The organism is Rhizobium sp. BK289, from assembly GCF_014193575.1.
GTDB lineage: Bacteria > Pseudomonadota > Alphaproteobacteria > Rhizobiales > Rhizobiaceae > Rhizobium > Rhizobium tropici_C.
On the sequence record NZ_JACHZO010000009.1, the window covers coordinates 174,215 to 192,626 of the forward strand.

Annotated in this window: 18 protein-coding genes and 5 tRNA genes; 12 read left to right on the forward strand and 11 right to left on the reverse strand. The window is 59.5% G+C overall.

The window, feature by feature from the left end; all coding sequences use genetic code 11:
• Positions 1-6: 6 nt before the first annotated feature.
• Positions 7-792: an alpha/beta hydrolase gene (locus FHT84_RS19130; protein WP_113249904.1), complete on the reverse strand. Its 786-nt coding sequence runs from the start codon at positions 790-792 to the stop codon at positions 7-9.
• Between the two features lie 201 nt (positions 793-993).
• Between FHT84_RS19130 and FHT84_RS19135 the strand changes: the two genes are divergently transcribed.
• Positions 994-1,239, forward strand: coding sequence for a zinc-finger domain-containing protein (locus FHT84_RS19135; protein WP_112340856.1), 246 nt, complete (start codon positions 994-996; stop codon positions 1,237-1,239).
• A gap of 28 nt (positions 1,240-1,267) precedes the next feature.
• Positions 1,268-2,431, forward strand: coding sequence for an FAD-dependent monooxygenase (locus FHT84_RS19140; protein ID WP_113249903.1), 1,164 nt, complete (start codon positions 1,268-1,270; stop codon positions 2,429-2,431).
• A gap of 103 nt (positions 2,432-2,534) precedes the next feature.
• Here FHT84_RS19140 and FHT84_RS19145 read toward each other — a convergent pair whose 3' ends face one another.
• Positions 2,535-3,722: a cystathionine beta-lyase gene (locus tag FHT84_RS19145; protein WP_113249902.1), complete on the reverse strand. Its 1,188-nt coding sequence runs from the start codon at positions 3,720-3,722 to the stop codon at positions 2,535-2,537.
• A gap of 371 nt (positions 3,723-4,093) precedes the next feature.
• On the opposite strand from FHT84_RS19145, the gene FHT84_RS19150 reads away from it, so the two are divergent.
• From FHT84_RS19150 to FHT84_RS19170, 5 genes are all read left to right on the forward strand, one after another.
• Positions 4,094-5,119, forward strand: coding sequence for an amino acid ABC transporter substrate-binding protein (locus FHT84_RS19150; RefSeq protein WP_112340859.1), 1,026 nt, complete (start codon positions 4,094-4,096; stop codon positions 5,117-5,119).
• 95 nt (positions 5,120-5,214) lie between these two features.
• Positions 5,215-6,408: an amino acid ABC transporter permease gene (locus tag FHT84_RS19155; RefSeq protein WP_113249901.1), complete on the forward strand. Its 1,194-nt coding sequence runs from the start codon at positions 5,215-5,217 to the stop codon at positions 6,406-6,408.
• A 1-nt stretch (position 6,409) separates the two neighbouring features.
• Complete coding sequence (locus FHT84_RS19160) at positions 6,410-7,564, forward strand: amino acid ABC transporter permease (RefSeq protein ID WP_112340861.1); 1,155 nt, start codon at positions 6,410-6,412, stop codon at positions 7,562-7,564.
• 18 nt (positions 7,565-7,582) lie between these two features.
• Positions 7,583-8,356 (forward strand): amino acid ABC transporter ATP-binding protein, encoded by a 774-nt coding sequence (locus tag FHT84_RS19165; RefSeq protein ID WP_095434785.1) that lies wholly within the window; start codon positions 7,583-7,585, stop codon positions 8,354-8,356.
• Between the two features lie 225 nt (positions 8,357-8,581).
• Positions 8,582-8,743, forward strand: coding sequence for a hypothetical protein (locus FHT84_RS19170; protein WP_169645987.1), 162 nt, complete (start codon positions 8,582-8,584; stop codon positions 8,741-8,743).
• A gap of 127 nt (positions 8,744-8,870) precedes the next feature.
• Here the strand turns inward: FHT84_RS19170 and FHT84_RS19175 are convergent.
• The 5 genes from FHT84_RS19175 to FHT84_RS19195 all read right to left on the reverse strand — a co-directional run bounded on the left by FHT84_RS19175 (position 8,871) and on the right by FHT84_RS19195 (position 10,844).
• Positions 8,871-8,947: transfer RNA gene (locus tag FHT84_RS19175), tRNA-Arg, on the reverse strand.
• Between the two features lie 92 nt (positions 8,948-9,039).
• Positions 9,040-9,345: an ETC complex I subunit gene (locus FHT84_RS19180; protein ID WP_183763477.1), complete on the reverse strand. Its 306-nt coding sequence runs from the start codon at positions 9,343-9,345 to the stop codon at positions 9,040-9,042.
• Between the two features lie 180 nt (positions 9,346-9,525).
• Positions 9,526-9,602 (reverse strand) — tRNA-Pro (locus tag FHT84_RS19185).
• A 149-nt stretch (positions 9,603-9,751) separates the two neighbouring features.
• A complete protein-coding gene (locus tag FHT84_RS19190) occupies positions 9,752-10,264 on the reverse strand; it encodes a DUF192 domain-containing protein (protein WP_113249899.1) in 513 nt (170 codons plus the stop codon).
• A gap of 1 nt (position 10,265) precedes the next feature.
• The gene (locus FHT84_RS19195; protein ID WP_015339721.1) at positions 10,266-10,844 is read right to left on the reverse strand and encodes a cold-shock protein; all 579 of its coding nucleotides are present in this window, start codon (positions 10,842-10,844) and stop codon (positions 10,266-10,268) included.
• A 197-nt stretch (positions 10,845-11,041) separates the two neighbouring features.
• Here FHT84_RS19195 and FHT84_RS19200 point away from each other — a divergent pair, with 197 nt between their 5' ends.
• From FHT84_RS19200 to FHT84_RS19220, 5 genes are all read left to right on the forward strand, one after another.
• Entirely contained in the window at positions 11,042-11,482 is a 441-nt protein-coding gene (locus FHT84_RS19200; protein ID WP_113249898.1) for a VOC family protein, read from the forward strand.
• A 205-nt stretch (positions 11,483-11,687) separates the two neighbouring features.
• Positions 11,688-12,476: a hypothetical protein gene (locus FHT84_RS19205; protein ID WP_113249897.1), complete on the forward strand. Its 789-nt coding sequence runs from the start codon at positions 11,688-11,690 to the stop codon at positions 12,474-12,476.
• A 173-nt stretch (positions 12,477-12,649) separates the two neighbouring features.
• A tRNA-Glu gene (locus FHT84_RS19210) sits at positions 12,650-12,724 on the forward strand.
• A gap of 82 nt (positions 12,725-12,806) precedes the next feature.
• A tRNA-Glu gene (locus FHT84_RS19215) sits at positions 12,807-12,881 on the forward strand.
• A 138-nt stretch (positions 12,882-13,019) separates the two neighbouring features.
• Positions 13,020-13,094 (forward strand) — tRNA-Glu (locus FHT84_RS19220).
• A gap of 74 nt (positions 13,095-13,168) precedes the next feature.
• On the opposite strand, the gene recJ is transcribed toward FHT84_RS19220, so the two are convergent.
• The 4 genes from recJ to FHT84_RS19240 all read right to left on the reverse strand — a co-directional run bounded on the left by recJ (position 13,169) and on the right by FHT84_RS19240 (position 18,301).
• Positions 13,169-14,971 carry a single-stranded-DNA-specific exonuclease RecJ gene (gene recJ, locus FHT84_RS19225; RefSeq protein ID WP_113249958.1) on the reverse strand — a complete coding sequence of 601 codons (1,803 nt, stop codon included), beginning with the start codon at positions 14,969-14,971 and terminating at the stop codon, positions 13,169-13,171.
• Positions 14,972-15,028: 57 nt separating this feature from the next.
• Positions 15,029-16,348, reverse strand: coding sequence for a homoserine dehydrogenase (locus tag FHT84_RS19230; RefSeq protein WP_113249896.1), 1,320 nt, complete (start codon positions 16,346-16,348; stop codon positions 15,029-15,031).
• Positions 16,349-16,405: 57 nt separating this feature from the next.
• Positions 16,406-17,626, reverse strand: coding sequence for an LL-diaminopimelate aminotransferase (locus FHT84_RS19235; RefSeq protein ID WP_112340932.1), 1,221 nt, complete (start codon positions 17,624-17,626; stop codon positions 16,406-16,408).
• Between the two features lie 222 nt (positions 17,627-17,848).
• Complete coding sequence (locus FHT84_RS19240) at positions 17,849-18,301, reverse strand: hypothetical protein (RefSeq protein ID WP_112340933.1); 453 nt, start codon at positions 18,299-18,301, stop codon at positions 17,849-17,851.
• Between the last annotated feature and the right edge of the window lie 111 nt (positions 18,302-18,412).

Below are 18,412 nucleotides of genomic sequence, written 5' to 3' on the forward strand. Positions count from 1 at the left end.
TGAAACCTAACGCTTGTCCAAGCGCTGGTAGAATTCCAGAACCGCTGCCTTGAAGATCTTATCGCCGACCGCCAGCATATGATCGCGGTTCGGGATGTCGATGGCCTCTGCATTCGGCATCAGTGCAGCCAATTCCTGACCGGAGCCGGCAATATCGTCCCTGGTGCCGACGGCGATCAAAGCCGGCGCCTCGATCCTTGCCACATCTTCCCTCGCCGCCAGATCGCGCGAGCCCTGAATACAGGCGGCCAGCGCGTGTCGGTCGCTTTTGGTCTGCTCGGCAAAGGCGCGGAACATGCGCCCGCGCGGATGCGTGACGTCATCGAGCGACGGCGCCACCAGAGCGTCCGCGATCGGATCCCAGTCGCCGACCCCCTCGACCATGCCGATGCCAAGGCCCCCCAGCACCAGCGAGCGGACACGATCGGGATGCGCGATCGCCATGAAAGTGGCAACGCGCGCGCCCATGGAATAACCCATCACGTGTGCCTCGGGGATAGCCAGATGGTCTAGCAGTGCCACAGCATCCTCGGCCATGATCCAGGGGTGGTAGACATCGGCGTCATAAAGCTTGTCGCTCAAGCCGTGGCCACGATTGTCGATGGCGATCACACGGTAACCCGCTTCGCCCAATGTCTTGAGCCAGCCCGGATTGACCCAGTTCGCAATCGCCGTCGAGGCAAAACCGTGAATCAGCAGCACCGGGGCGCCGCTGGGATCGCCTTCATCGAAAAAGGCAAGCTTCAATCCATCTCTGACGAAATTGGACATCCGGGGAGCATTCAAATTCATGGCTTCGTCTTTACAAGCTTGGTTCTGTTGGCGCCGGACCATATTTTATCGGCAGTATCAAATGAACCCTATGCCTGCGAAAATCTCTGCATCAAGCCGGACTTTCGCACTACACAATCGGGAAGAAGGATTATAAAGAGGGGCTACCAAGTCTGGCGCAACATTCATGCCGCTCACGGCAGGACGCATTCGGAGATCATCATGGCCGGCCACAATATTCCCCATTTCCAGAACGACGGCGGACATCGCGTCATCGAAATCGGCGTGAAGGAATTCATGTGCACCGGCGCTTCGGTTCCCTACGATCATCCGCACATCTTCATCGATCTCGGCGACGAGACGGAAAAGGTCTGCTCCTACTGCTCGACGCTTTATCGCTACAATCCGTCGCTGAAGGCGGATCAGACCAACCCCGCCGGCTGCGTCTTCCACTTCAAGGCAGCCTAATCCCGTCGATTGCGATCGGACACAATCGATGCCGGTCAAAAGAGCCGCCATCGTCGGCGCCGGAATAGCCGGATTGACGGCAGCGCTGGCGCTGGCAAGACATGGCATAGAATCGGACATTTTCGAACAGGCCGGAGCGCTGACCGAAGTCGGCGCCGGCTTGCAGATATCCCCGAACGCTTCCCGCATCCTCGATACGCTTGGCGTGCTCGATGCGCTTCGGCCCGTCTGGCTGGAGCCTGACGAGGTTCGGCTGGTTTCCGGCTCCTCGCTACGGCAAATCGCATCCGTCCCTTGCGGGAATTTTGCAAGACACCGGTGGGGCGCACCCTACGGGACGGCGCATCGCGCCACGCTGCAGAAGGCGCTTCTCGAAGCCGTCGCCGCCAATGCGCTGTGCAGACTGCATCTTGGCCGACGCATCGATATTGAAGACCAAGCGATACCGGACGCGATTGCTGACCGCGACTTTGATCTCGTCATCGGCGCCGATGGCGTCTGGTCGAAAACTCGCGCATTCGTGCCCGGCGCCCCCTCGCCACTCTTTTCCGGAAACATCGCATGGCGTTTCACGATGCCGGAAGCATCCGCGCCGTCGATCCTGAACCGCACCAGCGTCACGGCCTTTCTCGGCCGCTCCAGCCATCTCGTTTGCTACCCGATCAGGGAAAATGCTGCGTTCAATATGGTTGCGATCGTTTCCGGCAGCAGCGCCAGCCACGACTGGAACGCCACCGGCAGCAAGGTTCAGCGAGAAAGTATGCTGCGCGGCTTCTCCGGCTGGAACGACGCGATCCTGCACATGCTGGAAAGACAGGAACAGGCGAGCTTCTGGCCACTCTACGAGATGGGTGCCGGCCGCTGGCACAACGGCAAAGACACGATCCTGATCGGCGACGCCGCGCATGCGATGATGCCGTTTGCGGCTCAGGGCGCGGCCATGGCGATTGAGGATGCCTTCGAGCTGGCGGGTATGCTGGCGACACGTCCGCTGGCGGAAGCGTTCGATCTCTACGAGAAACATCGGGCTCCGCGTATCGCCCGCCTGCGCCAGCGCGCCGCCTTCAATCAATTCGCCTATCACGCGCGCGGGCCGATCCGGATGGCGCGCGACCTCGTCCTTTCGTTCCGTCCGCCGCAAAGCCTCGCGGCGGACATGGACTGGATCTACGGCTATCGCGCCATCGGCTGATCAAGCCTCCCCACAGCGCCGCGCGTCACATGTGACGCGCGGCGCTGTAACACTTTCAACCTGCTGCATAATTTTATCCTTAAATCGATCCCGATTTAAGGAATTATGCAGCAGCTGCGGCGAAGCCCTTCTCGATATCCGCCTTGATATCGGCGACGTCTTCGAGGCCGATCTGCAGGCGGATGACCGGACCCTCCGTCGGAACCTTGGTGACGCGCCGGTCGTTGAGATTGACGTGCAGGGCAAGGCTTTCGAAGCCGCCCCAGGAATAGCCGAGACCGAAAATGCGTAAGGCATCGAGGAAGGTATGGGCTTTCGCCTTGAACTTCTGCGCATCGTCGACTGCGAGAACGAAAGAGAATATCCCGCTTGCGCCTTTGAAATCGCGCTTCCACAATTCGTGGCCAGGGAAGCTCGGTAGTGCCGGATGCAGTACGCGTGCGACCTCTTCCCTACCCTCGAGCCACTGAGCGATCGCAAGCGCGCTCTCCTGATGCCGCTCCAGGCGCACACCCATGGTCCGCAGACCGCGCAGCACCTGATAGGCATCGTCCGGCGCACCGCAGAGGCCGAGCTGCCCATGCGCGCCGATCAACTGCTTCCAATGCGCCGCATTGGCGGAGACGGTTCCCATCAGAATATCGGAATGGCCGGCCGGATATTTTGTGACCGCATGAATGGAGACGTCGACACCGTGATCGAGCGGCTTGAAATAGAGCGGCGTCGCCCAGGTATTGTCCATCGTTACCACGCAGCCATGCCGGTGAGCCGCCGCCGAGATGGCGGGAATATCCTGCATCTCAAAAGTATTGGAACCCGGCGCTTCGGTGTGAACCAGCCTGGTATTCGGTCTGATCAATTGTTCGATGCCGACTCCGATCATGGGATCGTAGTACTCAACCTCGATACCCAAGCGCTTCAGCATGGTGTCGCAGAAGAAGCGTGTCGGACCGTAGACCGAATCAACGATCAGGGCATGATCACCGGCAGACAAATAAGCGAGGAATGGCACGGTGACCGCCGCAAGCCCGGACGGCACGAGGATCGTTCCAGCCGACCCTTCCAGCGCATCGATCGCCTCGCAGAGCGCATCCGTCGTCGGCGTGCCGCGTGTGCCATAGGTATATTTCTGGTCGTGCGTCTCCATGACCCGCGCATTGGGGAATAGCACCGTGGAGGCATGGACGACGGGCGGATTGACGAATCCGTGAAAATCAAAGGGCGAGTTGCCGATATGGGATAAACGCGTGTTGATGCCGGCGTTCTGCAGCAATGTGTCTTTGTCTTTCATGTCCGGATATGCCTTTGGCGCTGTAGGAAACCGGAGTTGTGGCGGGCAAGTCCGGTGGGGTCAACCCCGATCCTTCCCGCAGTGCTTTTTATTCGAAGGCTAAAATAACGAAACCATTGAAAAAACTCCAATTTCGCGCAGTTTTTCGGCAAAATGCCGCCCATTTTGGCGCCAAACGCCATTTTTTCAGCCGCGAAAGGCAAAAATGCCGAATAAATCCGCAATTATTGAGGCGATCTCTTGACCGCTACACCATTTGCGACTGTGATAGGACCACTCGCACCGGGAGGGGAAGGAACGTGGTTCTCCAAGAGCCTGCTTCGGAAGCGATTACATTTTACTATAAAACAAAGAGACAAAGGTTGGGAAAGATGAAAAAGTTTGCTCTCTCCGCATTCCTCGGAGCCGCAGCATTGGCCTACACCGCGTCGGGCGCTTCGGCGTCGACGCTGAGCGACGTAAAGGCCAAGGGCTTTGTTCAATGCGGCGTGAATACCGGCCTTCTCGGCTTTGCGCAGCCAGACGCATCCGGCAACTGGGCCGGCTTCGACATCGACTTCTGCAAGGCAGTGGCTTCGGCCGTCTTCGGCGATCCGACCAAGGTCAAGTACACGCCTCTCAGCGCAAAGGACCGCTTTACGGCCCTGCAGTCGGGCGAAATCGATGTGCTTTCTCGCAACACGACCTGGACCATCAACCGCGACACCGCGCTTGGCCTCAAGTTCCGCCCCGTCACCTATTATGACGGCCAGGGCTTCATGGTCCGCAAGGAGCTGAACGTGAAGTCGGCGCTCGAACTCTCCGGCGCTGCCGTCTGCGTCCAGTCCGGTACGACGACCGAACTCAATCTTGCCGACTACTTCAAGACCAACAACCTGCAGTACAATCCGGTGGTCTTCGACAAGCTCGAGGAAGTCAATACCGCCTATGACTCCGGCCGTTGCGACGTCTACACGACGGACCAATCCGGCCTCTATTCGCTGCGCCTGACGCTGAAGAACCCGGACGATAACGTCGTTCTGCCCGAAATCATCTCCAAGGAGCCGCTCGGCCCGGCCGTTCGTCAGGGTGACGACCAGTGGTTCAATATCGTCAGCTGGACGGCCTACGCGCTTGTTAATGCCGAAGAATTCGGCATCACGCAGAAGAATGTCGACGAGATGAAGGGTTCGGCAAATCCTGATATCAAGCGCTTCCTCGGCGCCGAGCAGGGTTCCACCATCGGCACCGATCTCGGCCTCACCAACGACTGGGCCTATAACATCATCAAGGGCGTCGGCAACTACGGCGAAATCTTCGACCGCAACATCGGTGCAGGCAGCCCGCTGAAGATCGCTCGCGGCCTCAATGCTCTGTGGAACAAGGGCGGCATCCAGTACGCGCCTCCGGTCCGCTAAGCCGGAAATAGCCTAACTATCGGAGAAAGGCGGCAAACCGCCTTTCTCACCTCAAGAAAACAAGCCTGAAACGGGCACATTGGGGAAAAATCTGCATGGCAATTACCGCAAATTCGCCTGAAGGCGAGCGCTCACCCTTATCGGCGGCGCTATACGACCCCAAAGTCAGGGGTGCATTTTATCAGGCCATCACGATCATCATTCTGGCCGGCCTCTGCTGGTTCATCGTCACGAATACGATCGACAATCTGCACGCATTGAACCGCTCCTTCGGATTTGGCTTTCTCGAAGGTCGTGCCGGCTTCAATCTGGGACAGGCCCTGATCCCCTATTCCAGCGACTCCACCAATAGCACCGCTATCATCGTCGGCGTGCTCAACACGCTTCTGATATCGTTTGTGGGCATCATCGCTGCGACCATCGTCGGCTTCGTCGTTGGTATCGGCAGACTTTCGAGCAACTGGCTCGTTGCGAAGCTTTCCCATACCTATGTCGAAATCTTCCGCAATATCCCGCCGCTGCTCGTCATCTTCTTCTGGTACAGCGGCGTTCTGGTGTTGCTGCCGCAGGCACGCGATGCCGTGCATCTGCCGTTTTACAGCTACCTCAGCAATCGCGGCCTCGCCTTTCCGAGCCCGATATTCGCCGCGGGCATGTGGGCCGTCGGCGTTGCCTTCCTCGTCGCCATAGCGGCCGTATTTTTCGTGGCGCGCTGGGCACATAGGCGTCAGGCGGCAACCGGGCAGCAATTCCATACCATCTGGGTGTCGCTCGGTATCCTGATCGGCCTGCCGCTGCTCGTGTTCCTGGCGACGGGCATGCCGCTTTCCTTCGATTATCCCGTCGCCGGCAAGTTCAATCTTACGGGCGGAACGGTGGTAGGGCCGGAATTCATCGCGCTTCTGCTGGCGCTTTCGCTCTATACCGCATCCTATATTGCCGAGATCGTGCGCGCCGGCATTCGCGGCGTGCCGAAGGGCCAGTCGGAGGCGGCGGGCGCACTCGGCCTCCGCGCAACCGCCGTCACGCGGCTTGTCGTCATTCCGCAGGCGCTGCGCATCATCATTCCACCGCTGACGAGCCAATATCTCAACCTCATCAAGAACTCGTCTCTCGCCATCGCTATCGGCTATGCCGATCTCGTCGCCGTCGGCGGCGTGATCCTCAACCAGTCCGGCCGAGCGGTCGAGGTCGTCATCATATGGATGGTCATCTATCTCGCCTTGAGCATCGTAACGTCGCTGTTCATGAACTGGTTCAACGCCAAGATGGCCCTGGTGGAGAGATAGGATGTCAAGCGTAGATCAACACTTCGTCAGCAAGTCGCTTCTGACGGCACAGCCGGCACCCGCCAGCGAAAGAGGCGTGTGGCACTGGTTGAAAAAGAACCTCTTCGCCACGCCGAAGGACATCGTTCTGACCGTGCTTGCCATCGCATTCCTTGCCTGGGCGATCCCGCATCTGGTCAACTGGCTGTTCATACAGGCGGTATGGAACGGAACCGACCGCACATTCTGCGCCACCACGGTTCAGGGCGGAACGCAGCCGGATGGCTGGAACGCTGCCTGCTGGGCCTTCGTTCGCGCGAAATTCGTCGTCTTCATGTTCGGCCTCTATCCGCCGGACGAGCGCTGGCGGCCGGTGCTCGTCATCATCCTGACGGTCATCGCCTTCGTGCCGCTTCTGATACCGTCGGTTCCGAGAAAAGGATTGAATGCGATCCTGGCATTCTTCGTGCTGCCGGTTATCTCGTTCTTCCTGCTGCATGGCGGCTTCGGGCTTGAAACCGTAGAAACAGAGAGATGGGGCGGTCTGCTCGTGACGCTGGTGATCGCCTTCGTCGCAATCGCGGTGTCCTTTCCATTCGGCATCCTGCTTGCGCTGGGACGCCGGTCGAAGCTGCCTATCCTTCGCATGTTGTGCGTGACCTTCATCGAAATCATCCGCGGCGTGCCGCTGATCACGGTGCTGTTCATGGCCAGCTACATGCTGCCGCTCTTCATGCCGCAGGGCTGGACAGTGGATAAGCTGCTGCGCGCCGTGGTCGGCGTTGCGATCTTCACCTCGGCCTATATGGCGGAGGTCATTCGCGGCGGTCTGCAGGCGATACCGAAGGGCCAATTCGAGGGCGCCGACTCGCTCGGCCTCGGCTACTGGCAGAAGATGCGGCTGATCATTCTGCCGCAGGCGATCAAGCTGGTCATTCCCGGCATCGTCAACACCTATATCGGCATGTTCAAGGACACATCACTCGTTGCGATCATCGGCATGTTCGACCTGCTCGGCATCGTCCGTCAGAATTTCTCGGATGCCAATTGGGCAACTGCGGTGACGCCGGTGACGGGTCTTGTTTTTGCCGGCTTCGTTTTTTGGCTGTTCTGCTTTGGCATGTCGCGCTATTCAGGGTTCGTGGAACGCCACCTCGACACCGGCCACAAGCGATAAAATTGAGGGAAATATAAAATGGCTGAAGCCCAATCGAAGAAAATGACCGTTTCCGAGACCGAGGTCGCGGTCGATATGATCAACATGAACAAGTGGTATGGCGACTTCCATGTGTTGCGCGATATCAACCTCAAGGTCATGCGCGGCGAGCGTATCGTCATTGCCGGCCCCTCGGGCTCGGGCAAGTCGACGATGATCCGCTGCATCAACCGCCTGGAAGAGCATCAGAAGGGCCAAATCATCGTCGACGGCGTCGAGCTCACCAATGATCTGAAGAAGATCGACGAAGTGCGTCGCGAAGTCGGCATGGTGTTCCAGCACTTCAATCTCTTTCCGCACCTGACCATTCTGGAAAACTGCACGCTGGCGCCGATCTGGGTGCGCAAGATGCCGAAGAAGCAGGCGGAAGAAATCGCCATGCACTTCCTCAAGCGCGTCAAGATCCCGGAGCAGGCCAAGAAATATCCCGGCCAGCTTTCCGGCGGTCAGCAACAGCGCGTGGCGATCGCCCGCTCGCTCTGCATGAACCCGAAGATCATGCTGTTCGACGAGCCGACCTCGGCACTCGATCCGGAAATGATCAAGGAAGTGCTCGACACGATGGTGGGCCTTGCCGAGGAAGGCATGACCATGCTCTGCGTGACCCACGAAATGGGCTTCGCCCGCCAGGTCGCCAACCGCGTCATCTTCATGGACCAGGGCCAGATCGTCGAGCAGAATTCGCCGAAGGAATTCTTCGACAACCCGCAGCATGAGCGCACCAAACTATTCCTCAGCCAGATCCTGCACTGATTTGGAATAGATCGCATGAACAAAACCCGCCCCTGCATCGCAGCCGGCGGGTTTTTTTATGGGGCGCAATATTGTCCGAGGCAATGACAAGCAATCGGCGTAACGGCGGACATAAGTCTGGCGATTGGCAGCATGAGCAAGCCCTGTAGCGCTTCTCATAAAACGCGATATACTTTCTGCCGCCGTGAATAACGCGGCGTTCACGAAACGTCGGGGAAGCGGGCCGTGAAGAAAAGCGACAGAATCATCGGTGGCCTTGCACTTTTAAGCGCAGCCATCATCGCCATCAAACTGGCCGGATCGATGTTCGGCTACGACCTCATCCAGATGACGGTCGACGCCACAAGGCCTGCGGATGCCGGCGGCTGGCCGACGGCGGCAAACTGAACAGGAATGGTCCTGATATCACTCGGCTAACGGCACCAGATTGTTACCCATGCCTTAGGGACAATCTGTTACCTATGTCTCAGGAATAAACCGTAACCTATGTGTCCAGAACGGACCAACGAGAAAGTGGCGACCCCTGCAGGATTCGAACCTGCGACCACATGCTTAGAAGGCAAGTGCTCTATCCAGCTGAGCTAAGGGGCCGTACGGCCTGGCCGCACCTTACGTGCGGCGGGCAACACATGCCTGAAACCGCCGTCAAACTCAATGGTCGACGTTCAATAAGTACTTGGGCTTCAGTGAGTCCAGGGCTGGATACGATTGAAGCGGAAGTTGTCGGAATAGGACACGGTCTGCCGGATCGGATCCTTCGGCGGGATGACGCGGTAGTCGATGCCGTTACGCTTGGCGTAGTCTTCCGCCTGCTCCTGCGTCTCGAATGTCAGCTTGAGCTGCTGGCGCGTATCGCCCGATGACGTATAGCCCATGATCGGATCGATCTTTCGCGGAGTTTCCTGATCGAATTCCAGAACCCATAGATGAGTCTTGGCCTTGCCGGACTGCATGGCGGTCTTTGCGGGACGATAAATCTTGGCAGGCATTGCTGCAGCGCCTCCGAATCGAGCGGGAACGATCCGCTTACTTTGCTTCTCTTGCCTCGACGCGATCCTTTGCAGGCCGCGCGAACACGACTTTTGCTTAGCCGCGAATCCCTTTGTTTTCAAGCAAAAAGGCAGCCGCTACCAGGACAAATTCAACGACATCGATGGAGGGATTTTAAATGGTCGGAGTGGAGAGATTCGAACTCCCGACCCTCTGGTCCCAAACCAGATGCGCTACCAGACTGCGCTACACTCCGAACCATCAGCACGATTTGCTCACAGGCAATCGCGATCTGATTTCTGTACCGCCGGATACCCGTTTGCGGAACGAGTGGGGAGATACACGGTTCACCTCTCCGCTGCAACAGGTAAAATCACGCTGGGCAGACTCTTCCCCGACGAAAAGCTACTTGCCGAGCTTTGCCGAGATCGTGGGGCTCGTCGCCTTGTCTCCGACGGCAAGGCCAAGCTTCCTGACTATCCCGCCATTCAGTTCGATCACATAGGCGACCGGTCCGCCGGAATTGATGATCGATTCGGAATATGGCACGGCATTTTCCTGGATATGGGTGACGGTGCCGCTCTGGTCCAGAAAGAGCATGTCGAGCGACAGCTCGGTGTTCTTCATCCACATCATCACCGGCCGCACTGTGCCGAAATCAAACAGCATGCCATGGTCGACCGGCATCTTGTCGCGATACATCAGACCATATTCAAGCTGTGCCGGCGTCAGCGCCAGCTCCACGGTGAATTTATGGGTTTGCCCCTTGGCCGATACGATCGTCAGCGGCTCCGAGTCGAAAGCCATCAGCTGCTGGCTTGCAGTTTGTGCCGCGAAGGACGACGGGCCTATGGCCACAACGAGAAAAAGCGCCAAGATGGCGCTTTTCAGAACTCCAAAAAACATATCTCTATTCATATCAGTGCGGTCGCGTGACCGGGCTCGGCGCATCCGGATGGATTTCCGCCGCCATCAGACCCTTTTCACCCGGCCCGAAGCGAACAAGCACCACCTGCCCCGGCCGCAGCTCGGCCAGACCGAAGCGACGCAGCGTTTCCATGTGCACGAAAATATCCTCTGTGCCTTCGCCGCGCGTCAGGAAGCCGAAGCCCTTGGTGCGGTTGAACCACTTGACCAGCGCGCGCTCCAGACCGCTCGTCGCCGTCACCTGCACATGCGTGCGCACGGGCGGCATCTGCGAGGGATGTACGGCGGTCGACTGATCCATGGAGAGGATCTTGAAGGCCTGATAGCCACGCTCCCGGCGCTGGATCAGCGCAACGATGCGGGTTCCTTCGAGAATCGTCTGATAACCGTCCCGGCGCAGACACGTGACATGCAGCAATACGTCCTGCATGCCATTGTCGGGCACGATGAAACCGAATCCCTTGGCGACATCGAACCACTTCACGACGCCTGAGATTTCGATGAGCTCGACGGTATCGCCCGACATCTCCTCGAAGTCGACAACTCCCTTCGATGAAATTCTGTCACCCATCCTAGCCAGCCCTCGATTACGCGTCACACTGTTACGGTTAACTGATTCCCTGATATCAAGATTAACATCTTGGTAACGGAAAAGCGCAAGTCCTAGTTTTCGTTTATTCCCACCCTAAGATTATTGCTCCAAGACTTGCGCGAAGCTGGTGCCCCGGTCAAAGATCCGACCAGCTCGACATTAAGAGAGGAAATAGAATGCGTTATCTCCATACGATGGTCCGCGTCACCGATCTCGACGCTTCGTTGCATTTTTATAGCACCCTGTTCGGGCTTACCGAAACCCGCCGCTACGAAAACGAGAAAGGTCGCTATACGCTCGTTTTCCTTGCAGCCGACGAGGACGCCGAATCATCCCGCAGCAACGGTGCCCCCAGCCTGGAACTGACCTATAACTGGGACCCGGAAGAATATAGCGGAGGACGCAATTTCGGCCACCTCGCCTATGAGGTCGACGATATCTACGCAACCTGCCAGAAGCTGATGGACAACGGCATCATCATCAATCGCCCGCCGCGCGACGGTCACATGGCCTTCGTACGTTCTCCGGACGGCATCTCCATCGAGATCCTGCAGAAAGGCGCCAACCTTCCGTCTGCCGAGCCCTGGGCCTCGATGCCCAATACCGGCTCCTGGTAGGAGCCAAGCTTTCGCGAGGCTTACGGCACGCGCGGAGCCATCCGTTTCGCGCTTGCCGCCCATGCCCATCCTCCGGCATGCTTGGACGACTCGAAGCATCATGCATCGGATATCGCGCGGCCATCGTTCCCAGTCGGCGCATGCGATATCATCGTCCCCTCGCAGGAGGGCCGTTCCGATGCAAACCTTTTGCGGGGAACGTCCCATGTGCGATCAACAGATTTTATACGGCGGGAAGAAGCTCGCAAGCACTATTGCCGTCATCGCTTCATTTGTGATGATCGCCAGCTGCGCGACCACGGCCAAGAAGCCGACGGAGACATCGGACGCAGCACCTGCCGCGCAGCCGACGGCAGCCGAACAGCTCGCGGCCGACATGAACAGCAGAGCCGACGCCAGCCGCCGCAAAGCCGATGGCACCTATCGGGATCCGCTGGTGCATAGCGTCAACGGCACGCGCCAGCAGATCGTCGCCCAGCAGAATCAGGCACTCTACCCTGCCCCGACGGCAGCCCCCGCTGAAGGACAGACCGGCATTGCCGGCCTCGTCACGCAGCCGACTGGCGTCAATGCCAACAGAAGCAGCATCTTTTCAGCCCCACCGCCGATCGCCGTCAACCCGGACGGGACGCTGGCCAAGACCCAGCCTGACGGCGGCCAGACCATCACGCCGATGATGCGCAGTGTCTACAGCACGCCGCCGACGGCAATGCAGACTATGGCACCGCAGGCGATGGATGCCGCAGGGAACGGCCGCACCTCGGCCGATATGCTGCCGCCGCCCGTCATCCGCAATGCAACCTCGCCGGCTGTGGGTTCGCCGCAGCCGATTGCCCAGGTGACGGCGTCGGGAGCTGCCGCAATGCCGAACCCGAACGTCCACGAATTGAACGGCAGACAGGCGGCCGCGCTGGCGCAGTTCATCGCATCGAAAAACCAGCCCCAGAACGGGAAGCTGCTGGTGCAACCGGTGCAGGGCGCGAGCGGCCAGTAAAGAGCCCGCGTTTCCAGGGAATCTCCGATACCGCCGGCAAGAGCCTGTTAAGTCTCACTTATTCATGGCCGGCGGCAGTTTCACCCATCTGTCATTTTTTCCACAAAAAAGCAAAATTGCCGCTTGCGGGAATGAAATCACCCCGCTATAAGCGCGCCACACAACAGCTGAACGCGCCCTTCGTCTATCGGTTAGGACGACAGATTTTCATTCTGTAAAGAGGGGTTCGACTCCCCTAGGGCGTGCCACTGTTGTTCTTCCCCCGTCATGAATTCATTGACCTACCGCTTGCGGACGCAATGGGCTATTCTTATCTAGACCATGCAGCACGCGCCCTTCGTCTATCGGTTAGGACGACAGATTCTCATTCTGTAAAGAGGGGTTCGACTCCCCTAGGGCGTGCCAATCGCGTGGCTCGACGTTTTCCACAAGCACCTCGAAAATCTTCGCTTAGTCATCGATTTTTCTGGGATTTTTCTGCGATTTTTCTCGTTTTTCCGCTTGCGGGAATGAAAGGTGCTGACTATAAGGGCGCCACAGCACGCGCCCTTCGTCTATCGGTTAGGACGACAGATTTTCATTCTGTAAAGAGGGGTTCGACTCCCCTAGGGCGTGCCACTGTTCTTCCCCTTAAATTGATGTTTTTGCTTGCTAAACGCTGCTATGCAGACACGTATCCGGCGCGATCTGCGTTACGGAGCTTTCGCCGCGTCCGTAACGCGCAGCTGCACCCGGCGGCTGCCCTGCCAGTGATCGGCGCCGAGCGTGCCGGCGACATGGATCTGCGCCCCGCGCGACGACATCAGCAGATCGCCCAAAGGCGTCTCCGCCGCGCGGAAGGCGATGCCATCAACCCGGCCGCCATCCTGCGCTTCGAGCGTGATCTTGATGTGCGACTGGCCGACAAGGCGGGAATCGCGCAGCCTGTGACTCGGAAGGGCGAAGACGGGCTGTGGATGGCCCGAACCATAGGGACCGGCGGTCTCCAGCCTGTCGATCAGCTCGACGGTCGCGCCGCTTGCGCCGAGCGCGCCGTCGATCTTCAGCGTTTCATTGGCAACCAGCCCGGCCACCTGCTTCTCCGCCTTCTCCGTGAAGAAGGCGCGCAGCTTTCCGAGATTGCTCCGCTCCACCGTCAGGCCGGCGGCCATGGCATGGCCGCCGCCCTTGACCAGCAGACCGGCATCGACGGCTGCACGCACCATGCGGCCCATGTCGAAGCCGTTGATGGAGCGGCCGGAGCCTGTACCCTTGCCCATCGGATCGAAGGCGATGGCGAAGGCCGGCCGGCGGAATTTGTCCTTGAGGCGCGATGCAATAAGGCCGACGATCCCCGGATGCCAGTTCTCGCGCGCCGTGACGATGACGGAGGCACCGTCGCCATTGCCGTACTCCGCCAGGGCCTCGGCCTCCGCCTCCTGCAGCATGGCGGCCTCCATGGCCTGCCGCTCGCGATTGAGTTCGTCCAGCTTCGCGGCGATCGTGTCGGCTTCGCTACCATCGGCTAGCGTCAGCAGGCGTGCGCCAAGAGCTGCATCGCCGATGCGGCCGCCGGCATTGATGCGCGGACCGATCAGGAAACCGAAATGATAGGGCGTGACGGGGCCATTGAGACCGGCCTTACGAAAGAGCGCTGCAAGCCCGAGATTGCCCTGATGACGGGCGGCAATGAGCCCCTTGACGACATAGGCCCGATTGAGACCTTTCAGCGGCACGACATCGCAAACGGTCGCGAGCGCGACGATATCGAGCCAGGCAAGCAGGTCGATGGATCGCACGCGGGAATCGCCGGCCTCGCGCAGCAGCCGCAAGGCCGCGACCAGAACCATGAAGACGACGCCGGCGGCACAGAGATGCCCCTGCCCCGACAGATCATCCTCTCGGTTCGGATTGACCAGGGCGTGGCAAGGCGGCAGCTCGTGCGCCACCTGATGGTGATCGATGACGACGACATCGATACCGCGTGCCTTCGCCACCTCAAGCGATTCGAAGCTGGTCGAGCCGCAATCGACGGTCACGATCAATGTCGCGCCATTGTCGATGAGCTGGCCGATGGCGGTGGGATTGGGGCCGTAACCCTCGAAGATACGATCGGGAATGTAGATGCTGGCGGGAACGCCGAAATGCGTCAGGAAGCGATAGAGGAGCGCCGAGGAGGCCGCACCGTCGACATCGTAGTCTCCGAAGATCGCGACCGTCTCGCCCTTCCTGATGGCGTGCAGGAGACGCTGTGCGGCCTTTTCGCAATCGGTCAGCAGATGCGGGTCCGGCATCAGGCCACGGATGGTCGGGTCGAGAAAGGCCATGGCTTCGTCCTGGCCGACGCCGCGCCCGGCAAGAACGCGGGCAATCAGCTCCGGCAAGCCGTGTGTCTGCGCGATGGCCAGCGCCCTGTTCTGGCCAGCCTGATCGAGCCTGGAAACCCAGCGATTGCCTGATACCGAGCGCTCGACACCCAGAAATGCCCGCTGAACTGGATCGACCGGTTGCTCCACCATCTCTCCCGGAATTTGAGAGCGGCGTCCCTTTGAGGCACGCCGCCGCTGCTCAGATTATTCTTTCGGCCGCTCGATGCGGATGACCTGCGGCTCGCCGACGAGATAGCCCTCGTTCTTGATCGAGGCAACCGCCTTGCGCACCGAGTCCTCAGTCGTCGCATGAGTGACGAGGATGATCGTCTGGTGATCGGAAGGCGCCAGATGCTGCTTGGAGCGCTGGACGATCGATTCCAGCGAAATATGGTTTTCCGCCATGCGGGTCGCCACACTTGCAAAAACGCCGGTGCGGTCGAGTACGGTGAGGCGAATGAAATAACCGCCCTCATGGCTCTGCATCTGCGCCTTCCGGTAGGGCTCCAGCGCCTTGGCCGGATGACCGAGCACCGGCACGCGCTGCTCGCCCGGGCGGCTCTTGGCGATATCGGCGATATCGCCGAGGACGGACGAGGCCGTCGCATTGCCGCCGGCGCCGGGGCCGACCATCAGCAATTCGCCGAGAATATCGGATTCGATCGCGACGGCATTGGTGACGCCATCAACCTGGGCGATGACCGAATCGAGCGGCACCATGGTCGGATGCACGCGCTGCTCGATACCGCTCTCGGTGCGCTGGGCAACACCGAGCAGCTTGATGCGATAGCCAAGATCGGCAGCGGCGCGGATATCCTCGATGGAGACGTTGGTGATGCCTTCAAGATAGATGTCGTCGGCCGCGATGCGATTGCCGAAGGCAAGCGTCGTCAGGATGGCGAGCTTGTGAGCCGTATCGTTGCCCTCGATATCGAAAGCCGGATCGGCTTCGGCATAGCCGAGACGCTGTGCTTCCTTCAGGCAATCGGCAAAGGACAGGCCCTCCTTCTCCATCCGGGTCAGGATGTAGTTGCAGGTGCCGTTCATGATGCCGTAGATGCGGGAAATCGTATTGCCGGTCAGCGATTCGCGCAGGGCCTTGATGACCGGAATGCCACCGGCAACGGCTGCTTCGAAATTCAGCAGCACACCCTTTTCTTCAGCGATCTGCGCGAGCTCGACACCGTGATAGGCGAGCAGCGCCTTGTTGGCGGTTACGACATGCAGACCGCGGGCAAGAGCCGCACGCACCGCCGCATTGGCAGCACCCTCGGAGCCGCCGATCAGCTCGACGAAGACGTCGATATCGGCCTTCTGCGCGAGATCGACAGGACCGTCGAACCATTCGATGCCTGCCAGATCGATGCCGCGATCCCGCATGCGATCGCGCGCCGTGACGGCGACGATCTTGACGGGACGACCGCAGGTAACGGCAAGCTCGTTAGCGCGGCTCTGGATGATGCGGACGAGCGAGGCACCAACCGTGCCCAAGCCCGCAATGCCGATTTTGAGGGCATCTGCCATGGAAAATTCCTGATCAGTATTGGGAACGGCAGCCGCGGGAACGGCTGCCGCGCGATATTATGAACGGTGGGCGTTCAGCGAAATAACATTATGCATCGTCTCATCCACGGAGGAGAGAAAACGCTTCAGATTGCGTGCAGCCTGCCGGATGCGGTGTTCGTTTTCAACAAGCGCGATGCGGACATAATCATCGCCCTGCTCGCCGAAGCCGATGCCGGGAGCTACCGCGATGTCCGCCTTCTCGACCAGAAGCTTGGAGAACTCAAGCGAGCCGAGATGACGGAACTTTTCCGGGATCTTCGCCCAGGCAAACATGGTCGCAGCCGGCGGCGGCACGTCGAAGCCGGCCTTGCCGAAGCTGTCGACCAGGACGTCGCGGCGGCGCTTGTAGATGTTGCGCACTTCCGCGATATCGGAACCGTCGCCGTTCAGGGCGTGGGTCGCCGCCACCTGGATCGGCGTGAACGCGCCGTAATCGAGGTAGGACTTCACGCGCGTCAGCGCCGCAATCAGCCGCTCGTTACCGACGGCAAAGCCCATGCGCCAGCCGGGCATGGAGAAGGTCTTCGACATCGAGGTGAATTCGACCGTCACGTCGATGGCGCCCGGAACTTCCAGCACCGACGGCGGCGGCGCGTCGTCGAAGTAGATTTCCGAATAGGCCAGATCCGAAAGCACGATGATGTCGTGCTTCTTCGCGAAAGCGACGACTTCCTTATAGAAATCCAGCGTCGCGACATAGGCCGTCGGGTTGGACGGATAGTTGAGGATCAGCGCGAGCGGTTTCGGGATCGAGTGGCGCACGGCCCGTTCCAGCGGCGGGAAGAAGCTGTCATCCGGCTCGACCGGTATCGAGCGGATGACGCCGCCGGCCATCAGGAAGCCGAAGGCATGGATCGGATAGGTCGGGTTCGGGCAGAGGATCACGTCGCCGGGCGCAGTGATCGCCTGCGCCATATTGGCAAAGCCTTCCTTCGAGCCGAGGGTGGCGACCACCTGCGTATCCGGATTGAGCTTCACGCCGAAGCGACGGGCATAATAGGCGGCCTGCGCACGGCGAAGGCCCGGAATGCCCTTGGAGGAGGAATAGCGATGCGTGCGCGGATCCTGGACCACTTCGCACAGCTTGTCGACGATCGCCTTGGGAGTCGGAAGATCTGGATTGCCCATGCCGAGATCGATAATGTCCGCCCCGCCCGCTCGCGCGCTCGCTTTCAAACGATTGACCTGTTCGAAAACGTAGGGCGGCAAACGCCGGACTTTATGAAACTCTTCCATTTCTTTCCCCATGGGACAGCGGCCCTCAAAACCGCGCTGAAGTTCGTCGATTTCCCGGCCAGCCGCGATACGAACTTGGGACTCGCGGCGCCGTAGTCATGCTATCTCGAAAGATAAGGTGAATCTTGGGCGGCTATGCACGCAAAGTGCAATTCGCCGGTCAGATACATCCAATTTCGGCCTATACGAACGCTTTGCGTCCAAATCGCCTGAAACGCAAGGCTAATTCTGCGTTGGGGCGGGCTGGGCGCCGCCCTCTTTCTGGATCTCCTGCAGCGTATCCTGGCCATGTTCGGCGGCAAGCTTGCGCATCTCGGCAACGCGCTTCTGGTACTCGGCCTCCGATATGGTGCCGGCCTTGCGCTGGGCACCGAGCGCCGTCAACTGCTTGACCATGTCACCGGCCTGCTGATCGTTGATCTGCACGTTTGCAGCCGTCGGCGGCGCGTTGAAGGAAGGATAGCCATCCTTGTAATATTGCTGCGTGCTGGTTTCCACGATCGGCGTGCCCTTGGCGGGTTTTACGATCACCGCCTGAGGCGGCTGCTTGCGCTTGGCGTAGGCCGCCTTTTCTTCGGGCGTCGAGCAGCCCGCCAGCGTCAATGCGAGAATCCCGCACATTGCACCGCAGAGTACGGAATACCGGTTCAGTCTTGCCACCATGCCGCCGCCCATAATTGTCTTCCTGCGCTATTCCTTGCTGTGGGTTGCGACTGTTAAATTTGTCGCAGCAGCAAAGCAAGAGCAGGGTTGCGTTTCATTCGACTTGTATTCCTTTTCCCGCAA